Here is a 12728-nt window from a genome sequence, read left to right on the forward strand (position 1 = left end):
CGAAGCGCGAATCCCGGCCCCACCTTCGCGCGTACGTACACGTATACGCGTAAGGGACCTCGCGCACATCTATGCAACTTGTAATCGTTGAATCGCCAGCCAAGGCGAAGACCATCGAGAAATACCTCGGCAAGGACTTCAAGGTTCTTGCCAGCTATGGCCATGTCCGCGACCTGCCGCCCAAGGACGGCAGCGTCCGCCCGGACGAGGATTTCGCGATGGACTGGGAACTCTATCGCGACAAGCAGAGCCGCTTCAAGGAAATCGCCGACGCGGCCAAGAAGGCAGACCGGCTTGTGCTGGCGACCGACCCCGACCGCGAAGGCGAGGCAATCAGCTGGCACGTTCAAGAGCTGCTGGCCAAGCGCAAGGTGCTCCCGGCCAAGGTCGACCGGGTTACCTTCAATGCCATCACCAAGAACGCCGTCACCGAAGCGATGGCCAAGCCGCGCGAGCTCGACCAACCGCTGATCGATGCCTATCTCGCCCGCCGCGCGCTCGATTACCTGTTTGGCTTCACGCTCAGCCCGGTGCTGTGGCGCAAGCTGCCCGGCGCGAAGAGCGCGGGCCGGGTGCAGTCGGTGGCGCTGCGCCTGATCTGCGAGCGCGAGCACGAGATCGAGATCTTCAAGCCGGAGGAATACTGGTCGGTCCTCGCCAGGCTGCAGCATGACGGGACCGAGTTCGACGCACGGCTGGTGAAGTTCGAAGGCAAGAAGCTCGACAAGATGGCGCTGGGCAATGAAGGCTCGGCGATGGCGGCCAAGGCTGCCGTCGAGCAGGGGCGCTTTACGGTCGAGGAGATCGAGACCAAGCCCCTCAAGCGCAATCCCGCGCCGCCGTTCACCACCTCGACGCTGCAGCAGGAGGCCGCGCGCAAGCTCGGCTATTCGGCCAGCCATACCATGCGGCTGGCGCAATCGCTCTACGAGGCCGGCGCGATCACCTACATGCGAACCGACGGTGTGCAGATGGACATGTCGGCCATCATGGCCGCGCGCGATGCCATCGTAGAAGATTTCGGCGAGGATTATCGCCCGGAAAAGCCGCGGTTCTATGCCACCAAGGCCAAGAACGCGCAGGAGGCCCACGAAGCGATCCGCCCCACCAGCTTCCTGCGCAAGACCGCCGGTTCGGGCGATGAGGCCAAGCTCTACAGCCTGATCTACAAGCGCGCGATGGCGAGCCAGATGGCGACGGCGCAGCTGGAGCGCACCACGGTCACCCTGCGCGACCCGACCGGCCAGCACGAGCTGCGCGCGACCGGGCAAGTGGTGAAGTTTCCGGGCTATTTCGCGGTCTACCAGGAGGGGCAGGACGACAAGGATGACGATGAGGATGGCTTGCTGCCGGTCCTCAACAAGGGCGACATGCCGGCCAAGAAGGCAGTCGAGGCCAACCAGCACTTTACCCAGCCGCCTCCGCGTTTTTCAGAGGCTTCGCTGGTCAAGCGGCTCGAGGAGCTCGGCATCGGGCGCCCGTCGACCTATGCATCGACGATCCAGACGCTGCGCGACCGCAACTATGTGCGGATGGAGAAAAACCGTTTCTTTGCAGAGGAATCGGGACGGCTCCTCACAGCTTTCCTGGAGCGGTTCTTCCCGCAATATGTGGCTTACGATTACACCGCAGGGCTCGAGGACGAGCTCGACGTCGTCTCCGACGGGCGCGAGGCCTACAAGGACCTGCTGACCAAGTTCTGGGCCGACTTCAAGCCCAAGGCCGACGAGGTGATGGAGAAGATGCCCTCGGAAGTGACCGAGGTGCTCGACGAATATCTGTCGGACTTCCTGTTCCCGCCGGTCGAGGGCGGCGGCGATCCGCGCGCCTGCCCGCTGTGTCGGGACGAAGGCCGCGAAGGCGGTCGGCTGTCGCTGCGCGGTGGCCGCAACGGGGCCTTCGTCGCCTGCAACAACTATCCCGAGTGCAAGTACACCCGCAATTTCGGCCGCCCCGGCGTGGATGGCGGGGCGGGGGCCGAAGATGGCCTCATGGGGCAGCACCCCGAAACAGGCGCCGATATCCATCGCAAGTCGGGCCGCTTCGGGCCCTACATCGAGATGGAAGTCGACGGGGAGAAGGCGCGCGCTTCGATTCCCAAGGACCTGGACGATTTCGATCTCGAGTGGGCGGTCAAGCTGCTCGAGCTGCCGCGTATCGTCGGCCAGCATCCCGATACCGGCGAGGATATCGAGGCGGGGCTGTGGCGCTATGGCCCGGCGGTCCGGCACCAGGGCAAGTATGGCAAGCTCCAGAACACGCGCGAGATTTTCGAAATCGGGATGAACCGCGCGGTCGACCTGATCGCCCAGGCCGCCAATCGCGGCGGTGGCACCCGGGGCAAGGCTGAACCGATCAAGACGCTCGGTGAACATCCGACCAGCGGCGGCGAGATCAAGGTCATGCCTGGCCGCTATGGCCCCTACGTAACCGACGGCACCACCAACGCGACCATCCCCAAGGACGTGAAGCCTGAGGACATCGAGGCCGCCCAGGCCATCGAACTGATCGATGCCCGGGCCGCCAAGGGTCCGCCGAAGAAGCGCAAGCGCAAGGCTCCGGCCAAGAAGAAAAAGGCGGCAACCAAGAAGGCCGGTTGAAGGAGTGTGTGAACCGATGCGAACGGCACTTTTCAGGATCTCCACGTCTCTCGTTGCTTTGCTGGTAGGGAGCGTGGCTGCTGCCGATATCCCGCGCGACGCGCAGTTGGGGCCGGACTATGCCGAGGTGACATTTGTCAGGGGTGCCCCGGCGGAGAAAAAGGCGACCCGGGTGCAGACCTATTCCAAGGCCTATGACCAGCATTGCCTTGCCAAGGAGAAGGTTGCGGAGTTTGCTCGTTCGAAGGGCAAGGACAAGGCCAGCTTGGTGGAGACGGGGCGTCCAACCCTGTTTTATGCTGAAACAGCCTATCTTGATTTTCGCAGCTCCGGCGCGGCGGTGCTCACCATGCGCGAACGAACTTGCGCCAACCGCGTGTTCTTTACGCCGCAACCAGGCGGACGGTATTCGATCAAGCAAACCAGCCTTAGTCCAGAAAGCTGTTCGCTCGAAGTGGTTGACCTTGCCACCGGGGCAGAACCCGAGGGGCTCACCCACAGTACCAAGCCATACTGCTCCTATATCAAGGGTTTGCCCGTGGAATAGGCAACCACGACAGGCAATCTTCATCCTGTTGGTAAATCATCAAGCATTGGCTGTTAGGGCTATCCCCAAGTTAGGGGATCTCGCGTGATCGAAATCGAAGTCCAGAACGAAACGCACCAGTCGCAGGAGCGTCTCCGCTTCGCTGCGGTGCCGCGCATTGGCGAAGGCCTGCGGCTGCGAGAGAAGAGCGGCATGTGGGCAAGCTATGACGTGCTCGACGTCTGGTACCAGAAGGCCGATTTCGGCGATGTCTGGATGCCGTATGTGCATGTCCGCCTGACTCCGGGTGAGGAAGTCGGCGGCGACAATGATGATGATGGCTACGATCGCGAATTCGATGACGATTTCGCGATGCAGGCAGCAGCTATGGGCGGGGAGATCGAACCATTCAAAATCTGATCAAGCGCCGCACCGGCCCGCATGCGGGTGAAGGTCAACCGGTCGAGGAAGCGAAAGCTCCCTTGAAGCCGCAGGCCGTGCCGCAGCCGGAACTGGAATCGCAGCAGGACCCTGCGCCCGAAGCAGCTCTCGACGACACCGACGCCATCATCCAGGCCGCCAAGGCCATGCGTGAGGGCAACGCCGCGCCTGCAGTTGGCGAGAAACGCTGCCTGGTGGTCGACGATTCGCGGGTCGTACGCAAGCTGTCGCGCAAGATTGCCGAAGAGCTGGGCTACCGCGTGGCCGAGGCCGAGAACGGCGAAGAAGCGCTCGCGCGCTGCCGCAAGGGCATGCCCGACCTCGTCATCACCGACTGGCAGATGCCGGTCATGAGCGGCCCGGTGTTCGTCTCGCAACTGCGCGCCATCCCCGGTGCCGATCGCGCCAAGGTGATCTTCTGCACCTCCAAGGGTGAAGCCACCGACATCCACGAAGGCATCGCCGCCGGCGCCGATGACTATATCGTCAAGCCGTTCGACGAAGCGAAGCTGAAGGCGAAGGTGGAGCGGTTGGTGGCGGGTTGAACCGAACGGTTCACCTAGCTTATCCAAGTTCCTTGCTCTTCTTTGAACTTCCACGAACCATCGTCCGCACGTTCATACATTACCAGAGTACCAGCGCCGCATAGCGGGCCACAAACCCTTGCGACGTTGAACCCGGCTGTCCCATTGTCGAAGTCTATGAAAGGCATCTCGATCGACAGCGTTTCGTAGCGATAGGATAGGCCATCCGCCGTCGTCGCGGGGTAGGCCTCGTTCGATTTGGGCTCATACGAATTTCTTTCGCTGAATTTCCTTAGCTCGGGACAAGCTTCAAGGGGCGTCATCTGGGAAGCGCGAAGCTGCGCGACGACCTGCTTTCTGACAGTGTCCGGCTTTGGGTTGCGACCTTGAGATCGCTCAAATTCAATGAAAGTCTGTATCCTTTCCTCCACCCCTTCGACGGGCGGGGTACGCCCAGTTTTCTCCCGGGAAAGATGAAGGGGTAGCCTACGCTCTTTCTTGAATTCATGTTCCACGAAATCGAGCAGTATTGAGCATCCGGTATCGACGGTTCTAGCTTGCTCCAGCTCGAGTTCATTTGCATCCGAAGCCGATGAACCGCAGCCACTCGCGACCAGGGAGGTCATTGCCGAAAACGTCAAGACGGGTCTCAAAGGCATTTCCTCACAATCCTAAATACCCCACCACCAAGCTCCCCACCAGTCCCAGCATGCTCGCGCCCAGCGCCAGCGCTGCGGGTCGTGCGGCGTTGCGGCCGTAAGCAATCGTCACCCCCAGCTTGACCGCCATATTGGCAAGGATCGTCCCGGCGATGGCCAGCGCGGCGAGTTCGTCGCCGATGGTGCCGGGCTCGAGCCCGCCGGCGGTGACGATGGCGGCGTCGACATCCATGCTCCCCATCAGCAGCAGCAACACCGCGATGCCCTGTTCACCGAACTCTCCCTGCGCCCAGCGCGCGGCCACAGCGGCTCCGGCGACAAAGGCGGTGAAGGTGAGGGCAGGGATCATGGCGATGGGGTTGCCGGGCGGGGCGGGGCCAGTGCTATGCGGGGCCTTGCGGTAGAGCCACCAGCTAACCGCGGCACCTGTCATCAGCGCGGGCAGGATTACTATCAAAAATGGCTTGAGCAGCGAGGTCGCGAGGATCGCGACCAGGACCAGTACCCGCAGGTACATCACCGCTGTCGCCAGCGCGATCCCGGCGTTCTCCGCGCCGCCGCCATGCCCGGCTCCGAGTTTCTGCGAGAAGGAATGGGTCACCGCGGTAGAACTGTAGGCTCCGCCGATGATCGCTGTCGCAATCGTCCCGCGCCGCGCCCCGAAGATACGGTTGGCGACATAGCCCACGAAGGAAAACCCGGTGACGAGGACAACCACCAGCCACAGTGTCTGCGGATGCCAGGCATCGTAGGGGCCGAAGCGACCGTGCGGCAGGAATGGGAACACAGCCAGCGCGATCACTGCATAGCGGGCGAAGGCCTTGATATCGGCGGCGTCGAGCCGGTCTATCAGCCCATGCATTTCGGCCCGTAGCGCCAGCACGAGCGTGACGATCGCGCCCCCGGCGACGGCCAGTGCCGGCTCTCCCACCCCGCCGAGGAAGCCAAGCGCAAGCGTGACCACGGCCGAGACCGATGTAGTGGCATCGGTGCGCCCGTCAGCCGCAACCGAGCGCGAATAGCCGATAGCGATAACAGCGGCGGTCACGGCAATGAAAGCGCCGCCCGCGATCTCGTATCCCGCTGCGGTGGCAAGCCCCGAAAGCGCGGCGACCAGCCCGATGAGAGTGAAGGTCCTGATCCCGGCGACACGCGAACCATCGGCCTGCGCACGCAGGTTCCAGCCACGCTCGATGCCGATCAGCAGGCCGACCGCCAATCCGGAGCCGGCCTGAAGCAAGATGTCGAGCGAGGGCACCATCGCGCCCATCTACCGGACCCAGTCGAGCCCGATTTCTTCGAAGATCTCGCGGCTCTCGGCCCAGTTCTCCTCCACCTTCACATGCAGGAACAGGTGCACCTTGATACCCAGCAGCTCGCTCAGTTCCTTGCGTGCAGCTTCGCCGATGGCCTTGATCCGACTGCCGCCCTTGCCGAGCACGATGGCGCGCTGGTTGTCGCGGGTGACGATGATCTGCTGGTGGATCTCGAGGCTGCCGTCGGGCCGGTGCTGGTAAAGCTCTGGCCGCACCGCGCTGTCATAGGGCAATTCTTCGTGCAGCTGCTGGTAGAGCTGCTCACGGGTGATTTCCGTCGCCAGCAAGCGTTCGCTGGCATCGGAGACCTGGTCTTCCGGATAGTGCCAGTCGCCTGCGGGCATCAACCCGGCCAGCGCATCTTTCAATTCCGGCACGCCATCGCCGGTCAGCGCAGAGACGAAGAATATCTCTGTGAAATCGACCTTCTGCGAAAGCTCCTGTGCCAACGCCAGCAGCGGCTCCTTCTTCGCTACGTCGACCTTGTTGAGGACGAGGATCTTGCGCTCGGGCCGGGTAGAAAGGCTTTCCAGCAGCGGTTCCAGCTCGTGCCGCCGTTGCTTGACCGGGTCGACCAGCAGCACGACGGCATCGGCTGCTTCCGCGCCTTCCCAGGCTGCGCTGACCATTGCCCGGTCAAGCCGCCGACGCGGGGCAAAAATACCCGGCGTATCGACGAGGATCATCTGAGTATTGGCGGTCTCGCTTTCATGGAGGGCAATGCCCAGCATCCGCGCACGCGTGGTTTGCGCCTTGGGGCTGGTGATGGCGACTTTTTGCCCGACGAGCTGGTTGACCAGCGTAGACTTGCCAGCGTTGGGCGCACCCAGGATGGCAACAACCCCGCATTTCGTGACGGTTTCACTCACCCGTATTGCTCCATGAAAAGGCGTGCGGCTTCGGTTTCCGCTTCCTGCTTGCTGTTGGCGGTCGCTTCGGTTTGGCCGACATTCTTGACGCTCACCTGCACGGTAAATCGCGCCGCGTGGTCGGGCCCGGAACGATCGACCAGCTTGTATTCCGGCGGCTTGCGCTGGTTGCCGGCGGCCCATTCCTGCAGCGCGGACTTGGGGTGCTTGGCCCGGCCCGCATGCCCGTTGAGTTCCTTGGCCCACAGCCGGTGGACGAGCTCTGCCGTGGCACCGTAGCCGGCTTCGATATAGTTAGCGCCGAGCAGAGATTCCATCACGTCGCCAAGGATGTTCTGGCTGCCTGCCGCGCCATCTTCGCGCGCCTGCTTGCCCAGCACGATGTGTTCGGGAACGCCCATTGTCCGGGCGATCTTGGCACAGGCACCCTTGCTGACCAGCGCATTGAGCCGCTGCGCCAATGCACCTTCGGCCCCACCCACATTGCGGTAAAGGGATGCGGCAATCGCGAGGCCGAGCACCCGGTCGCCGAGGAATTCGAGCCGCTGGTAATCGCGCAGGGCCCCAGTGCTGCCGTGGGTCAGGGCTTCCTGCCACAGCTCTTCGTCTTCCACGACGAAGCCGTGTTCAGTAAGCCAATCCTTGGTTGCGGGGTCGAGCATGATCATATCCCGTTTCCCATACGCCCGTCGCGGCCCGCCGTGAACCATGTCCACGGCTTGAGCCATTCCGCGCTGCCATCGGTCGACCACAGGATCATTTGCGCCTTGCCGACCAGCAGCAATTGCGGGACGAAGCCGATGCCCTTGCCGGGTTCGGCTGCGAAGCGGCTGTCCTGCGAATTGTCGCGATTGTCGCCCATCAGGAACAGCATGCCTTCAGGCACCTGTTCCGGCCCCCAATAGTCTTGCGGCACATCGCCGAAGTCGAACACGTCGTAGCTAACGCCATTGGGAAGCGTTTCGCGAGCGGCGGCATATTCGCACCACAGGCCTCCGTTAGCATCACGGACCTGCTCTGCACCCCAGGCGCAATTGGTGTTCTCGGACACGGGAATGCGGATGTCGGGAACAACTTCCTGCGGTACAAGCTCGCCGTTGATTGAAATGCGTCCTTCCTGGATGGAGATCATGTCACCCGGCAGGCCGATCACGCGCTTGATGTAGTCGGTGCCGTCTACCGGGTGCTTGAAGATCACCACGTCGCCGCGTTCGGGCTGGCCGGCGAAGATGCGGCCGGAGATCAGCGGGATGTCGAACGGCAGCGAATTGCGCGTGAAGCCGTAGTTCCACTTTGACGCAACCAGGTAGTCCCCGTTCATCAGCCGCGGCAGCATGCTCTCGCTCGGGATGCTGTAGAGCGAAAAGGCGAAGCTGCGGAAGCTGAGCGAGGCGAGCACGACGATAGCCAGGAAAGCCGGGAAGCTGAGGCCGCCCTTCTTCTCCTGTTCTGGCTCGACTGCATCCGTATTCGCGACGGTTTCGGGGTTTTCATCCATCGGCGCCTTCCCTAGGCGCGAGAGGACGAACGGCAAGGGGAAATTGCACAATGTCCGATGCAGCGACAGCGGCCTGGAAGGCCATCGAAAGCGTCGAGAGCAAGACTCTCAAGGAACTGTTCGCAGCCAACCCTGAGCGGGTGGCCAGGCTTAGTGGCCGGATCGAGTGGGGTTCGGACGAGACCGCCGGCGGCATCCTGTTCGACTGGTCGAAGACGCATATTGAGGATGGTTTGCTCGACGGGTTCGAGGCGCTGGCGGAGGCGATGGACTTCACCGGCGCGCGCGAGAAGCTGCTGACCGGCGCGAAGATCAACGTCACCGAAGGCCGCGCGGCCGAGCACACCGCGCAGCGCGGGACGGGTGCAGAGGCGAGCGTCGAGGAAGCGCAGGCACTGCTGGCGCGGATGAAGATGCTGGTCGATGCCATCCATGACGGCGCGCTGGGGGATGTAAAGCACCTGATCCATGTCGGCATCGGTGGCAGCGCGCTCGGGCCCAAGCTGGCGATCGACGCGCTGACCCGCGACCTTGCCAAGGTCGACGTGCATGTCGTCTCCAATATTGACGGTGTGGCGCTGGAGCAGGCGTTCGAGGCCTGCGATCCGGCCACGACGCTGGTCGCGGTTGCGTCGAAAACCTTCACCACTATCGAGACCATGACCAATGCACAGAGTGCGCTGGCGTGGCTGGCCGACAATGGCGTGAGCGATCCCAGCGGGCGGGTGATCGCGCTTACCGCCAATCCCGAGGCGGCGGTGGAGTTCGGGGTCGACGAGACCCGCATCCTGCCCTTCATGGAAAGCGTCGGCGGGCGTTATTCGTTGTGGTCGAGCATCGGCTTCCCGGTCGCGCTGGGCGCGGGGTGGGACGAGTTCGAGGCGATGCTGGCGGGCGCGCAGGTGGTCGACCGGCACTTTGCCGAGGCCGAGGGCCGCGCCAACTTGCCGCTGCGGGCCGCCTTTGCCGACCAGTACTACACCCGCGTGCGCCGCTGCCAGACCCGCGCCGTTTTCGCCTATGACGAGCGATTGGGGCTGTTCCCCGACTACCTCCAGCAGCTGGAGATGGAATCGAACGGCAAGCGGGTGAAGGCCGACGGCTCACCCGTCGACGGGCCGACCGCGCCGATCACCTGGGGCGGGGTGGGGACCGATGCTCAGCACGCGGTGTTCCAGCTGCTGCACCAGGGCACCAATCTCGTGCCGGTGGACTTCATCGCCAGCATCGCGCCGGGCGACATGCTCGATCCCGCGCATCACCGCATCCTGCTGACCAACTGCTTCGCGCAAGGGGCGGCACTGATGGCGGGCGGCAATATGGCCGCGGACGGAAAAGACCCCGCACGCGCCTTCCCCGGCGACCGCCCCAGCGCCACCATGCTGTGCGACGATCTCGACGCCGCAACACTCGGCGCGCTGATTGCCTTCCACGAACACCGCACCTTTGCGAACGCCGTGCTGATGGGCATCAACCCCTTCGACCAGTTCGGCGTCGAGCTGGGCAAGAAAATGGCGAAGGATATCGAAGCGGGTGGGGGTGAGTTCGACGCGAGTACGAAGGCGTTGCTGGAGGCGGCGGGGTTATGAGCATGGTATATGTTTTTATTGGACTCGCCATTCTAACAGCGCTCTCCGGAAGATTTCTCGCAACGGAAGGAACCATAGGTCCAAGTCTTCTGACTTTGGCGGTCGTCTATGCGCTCGTAGCGTTCTCCGTCTTTCTCGATACGCCTCCACGTCCTTTCGGGCTTGCGCTTGCGCGCGCTGCAACTTTGGTGGTCTACCTTTTACCGGTCGCATCAATCGCAGTGTTTGTTGCGTGGTTCGGATCCGAAAAAACAACCTGGTCTAGTACTGCCGTATTCGCCTTTGCTGGAATAGGGCTTGTGTTTGGAGGCATCCTGTCAGTCGGGCGGTTGCTTACCGGTGGCTGAGATGACCTTCCAACTCATCTTCGCCATCGCATGGGCCCTGATCCTCGGCCTCGGCGGTGGGCTGCTGACCAAGATCGGCCAATGGTACTACGCCCTCGAGAAACCCAGCTGGCAGCCGCCGGACTGGCTGTTCGGGCCGGCGTGGACGATCATCCTGGGCCTTGCGGCGTGGGCCTTCGTGCTCAGCTGGAACGGCACGGCAAGCGAGGGCGCGCGGCAGCTGCTGATCGCGCTCTATTGCGTCAACGGGCTGTTCCACTTCCTCTGGTCGCCGCTGTTCTTCACGCTCAGGCGGCCCGACTGGGCGCTGGTCGAGGTACCGTTCCTGTGGGCTTCGGTGCTGGCGCTGTGCGTGGCCTTGCGCGATTTCTCCGTGCTCGCGAGCTGGCTGATCGTGCCCTACCTCGCGTGGGTCAGCTTCGCGGCCTGTCTCAACTTCGTCATCGTCAGGCTCAACCGGCCGTTTGGGCACGCGCGATCTTAGCGCTGTCCTACCGCCGGTGAGGTGTGCCAGAACCCCTCGCATGATCGAACGGAAATCCAGCAGGGGGCGGGGGCCTACCCCATGCGGTGTCAAGCACCGGCCAGACCTTATTTGTACGCAAAAACATTAGGTTATACGCCGCTTCTGAAATTGACACGGTGTCAACTTCGTCAAGCAAATGTCAAGCAGGCACCGCATTTCATTGACTTTCATGTTGCGCTGCACCATATGCGCCGCAATCGAAACGCCCGAGCCAGCGTGAAGCGGCGGCTCTTGCAACATCCGCCCCGGCCGCGTTTCGTTCGATTTTCCCTGAGACTTCCCTTTTCACGCGGGTCGTTTTGACACCCGCGCTGCGCGACGATTCCGCCTGGAATCCGTCGACGCACCGCATTGAATGCGAGTACATATGACTACCACTTTCGAACACCTCGGGCTGTCGCAGCCCGTTCTCGCGGCCCTCGACATGAAGGGCTACAACACCCCCACGCCGATCCAGCAGCAGGCCATTCCCACGCTGCTCGAAGGGCGCGACCTGCTGGGTATTGCCCAGACGGGCACCGGCAAGACCGCCGCCTTCATGCTCCCCAGCATTGACCGGCTGCGCGAGGCCGACAACCAGACCCCGTTCAAGTCCTGCCGTATGCTGGTGCTGGCGCCGACGCGCGAGCTGGCCGGGCAGATCGCCCAGTCGGCCAAGGATTACGGCGCGATGGCGGGCCTCAAGGTCCAGTCGATCGTCGGCGGCACCTCGGTCGGCAAGGATCGCAACAAGCTGCACCGCGGCACCGATATCCTCGTCGCCACGCCGGGCCGCCTGCTCGACCTGATCGACCAGAAGGCGTTCAAGCTCAATGGGGTCGAGATCCTCGTCCTCGACGAGGCTGACCAGATGCTCGACCTCGGTTTCATCCACGCGCTGCGCCAGATCGTCCCGCTGCTCCCGGCCGAGCGGCAGACGCTGCTGTTCAGCGCCACCATGCCTTCGAGCATCAAGGAGCTGAGCAAGAACTACCTGACCAACCCCGCGCATGTCTCCGTCACCCCGGCGGCGACCACGGCGGAGCGGGTCGACCAGTATCTGTTCATGGTCCAGCAGGACGAGAAGCAGGCGCTGCTCGAGCTGATCCTCAAGGGCCGCCACGAGGTGCCGGGCAAGTTCGAACGCATCCTCATCTTCACCCGCACCAAGCATGGCGCGGACCGCGTCGTGAAGAAGCTGGCGCAAGTCGGCGTCGCTGCCAACGCCATCCACGGCAACAAGAGCCAGCCGCAACGGCAGCGCGCGCTCGACGAGTTCAAGCGGGCCAAGGTGCCGGTGCTGGTGGCGACCGATGTCGCCGCGCGCGGGATCGATATCCCGGGCGTGAGCCATGTCATCAATTACGAACTGCCCAATGTGCCCGAGCAATATGTCCACCGCATCGGCCGCACCGCGCGCGCCGGGGCCGATGGTATCGCCATTGCCTTCTGCGCCGAGGACGAACGCGCCTATCTGAAGGATATCCGCAAGAACACCGATGCCGAGTTCGAGCGCCTGCCGCTGCCGGACAACTTCCGCGCCGTGGTCGAAGGCGTCGGCCCGACCAAGCGCGAGCAGAAGCAGCGCGGACCCAAGGTGCGGGCCAAGCCGCGCGGTGACAGCGCCCGTCGCGATTCGCGCGGACCGGTCGAGAACCCGGCTAAAAAGGCTGGAGGCCCGGGCAAGAAGCACCCGAACCGCGCCGGCAAGCCGCGCCGCGATGGCGGTGCAGGGCGTCCGGGGGGTCATCCCGGCGGCCAGCGCAGCGCCGGTGGTGGCGGAAGCAGCCGTCGCCGTCGGAGTGGCGGGCGCCCCGGCGGCTCGCGCGCCTAGGCACCAAATCCCGCTGTGCG

Annotated in this window: 13 protein-coding genes; 8 read left to right on the top strand and 5 right to left on the bottom strand. The window is 63.5% G+C overall.

The window, feature by feature from the left end; genetic code table 11:
• Nucleotides 1–71 precede the first annotated feature (71 nt).
• From topA to QPW08_RS07675, 4 genes are all read left to right on the top strand, one after another.
• On the top strand, nt 72–2600 hold the full coding sequence (topA, locus tag QPW08_RS07660) for a type I DNA topoisomerase (protein ID WP_284125139.1): 2529 nt from the start codon (nt 72–74) through the stop codon (nt 2598–2600).
• Between the two features lie 16 nt (nt 2601–2616).
• The gene (locus tag QPW08_RS07665) at nt 2617–3147 is read left to right on the top strand and encodes a hypothetical protein (protein ID WP_284125140.1); all 531 of its coding nucleotides are present in this window, start codon (nt 2617–2619) and stop codon (nt 3145–3147) included.
• A gap of 84 nt (nt 3148–3231) precedes the next feature.
• Nucleotides 3232–3546, top strand: coding sequence for a hypothetical protein (locus QPW08_RS07670; RefSeq protein WP_284125141.1), 315 nt, complete (start codon nt 3232–3234; stop codon nt 3544–3546).
• A 62-nt stretch (nt 3547–3608) separates the two neighbouring features.
• A complete protein-coding gene (locus QPW08_RS07675; RefSeq protein WP_284125142.1) occupies nt 3609–4112 on the top strand; it encodes a response regulator in 504 nt (167 codons plus the stop codon).
• Nucleotides 4113–4126: 14 nt separating this feature from the next.
• Here QPW08_RS07675 and QPW08_RS07680 read toward each other — a convergent pair whose 3' ends face one another.
• Genes QPW08_RS07680 through lepB form a run of 5 tightly spaced genes read right to left on the bottom strand, consistent with a single transcriptional unit; the run spans nt 4127 to nt 8433 of the window.
• Nucleotides 4127–4717, bottom strand: coding sequence for a hypothetical protein (locus QPW08_RS07680; protein ID WP_284125143.1), 591 nt, complete (start codon nt 4715–4717; stop codon nt 4127–4129).
• A 37-nt stretch (nt 4718–4754) separates the two neighbouring features.
• A complete protein-coding gene (locus tag QPW08_RS07685; RefSeq protein ID WP_284125144.1) occupies nt 4755–6020 on the bottom strand; it encodes an MgtC/SapB family protein in 1266 nt (421 codons plus the stop codon).
• Nucleotides 6021–6935 carry a GTPase Era gene (gene era, locus QPW08_RS07690; RefSeq protein WP_284125145.1) on the bottom strand — a complete coding sequence of 305 codons (915 nt, stop codon included), beginning with the start codon at nt 6933–6935 and terminating at the stop codon, nt 6021–6023.
• Nucleotides 6932–7603, bottom strand: coding sequence for a ribonuclease III (gene rnc, locus QPW08_RS07695; RefSeq protein ID WP_284125146.1), 672 nt, complete (start codon nt 7601–7603; stop codon nt 6932–6934). Before rnc ends, era begins: the two co-directional genes overlap by 4 nt.
• The gene (gene lepB, locus QPW08_RS07700; RefSeq protein ID WP_284125147.1) at nt 7600–8433 is read right to left on the bottom strand and encodes a signal peptidase I; all 834 of its coding nucleotides are present in this window, start codon (nt 8431–8433) and stop codon (nt 7600–7602) included. The genes rnc and lepB overlap by 4 nt, the downstream gene beginning before the upstream one ends.
• Before the next feature lie 50 nt (nt 8434–8483).
• Here lepB and pgi point away from each other — a divergent pair, with 50 nt between their 5' ends.
• The 4 genes from pgi (at nt 8484) to QPW08_RS07720 (ending at nt 12708) form a co-directional block, all read left to right on the top strand.
• Nucleotides 8484–10022, top strand: a complete 1539-nt coding sequence (gene pgi / locus QPW08_RS07705) for a glucose-6-phosphate isomerase (protein ID WP_284125148.1) — start codon at nt 8484–8486, stop codon at nt 10020–10022.
• A complete protein-coding gene (locus QPW08_RS07710) occupies nt 10019–10369 on the top strand; it encodes a hypothetical protein (protein WP_284125149.1) in 351 nt (116 codons plus the stop codon). The genes pgi and QPW08_RS07710 overlap by 4 nt, the downstream gene beginning before the upstream one ends.
• A 1-nt stretch (nt 10370) precedes the next feature.
• Nucleotides 10371–10853: a TspO/MBR family protein gene (locus QPW08_RS07715; protein WP_284125150.1), complete on the top strand. Its 483-nt coding sequence runs from the start codon at nt 10371–10373 to the stop codon at nt 10851–10853.
• Between the two features lie 409 nt (nt 10854–11262).
• Nucleotides 11263–12708 (top strand): DEAD/DEAH box helicase, encoded by a 1446-nt coding sequence (locus QPW08_RS07720; RefSeq protein WP_284125151.1) that lies wholly within the window; start codon nt 11263–11265, stop codon nt 12706–12708.
• Nucleotides 12709–12728: the final 20 nt, after the last annotated feature.

The sequence above is a fragment of the Parerythrobacter aestuarii genome, assembly GCF_030140925.1.
Taxonomy (GTDB): Bacteria; Pseudomonadota; Alphaproteobacteria; order Sphingomonadales; family Sphingomonadaceae; genus Parerythrobacter; species Parerythrobacter aestuarii.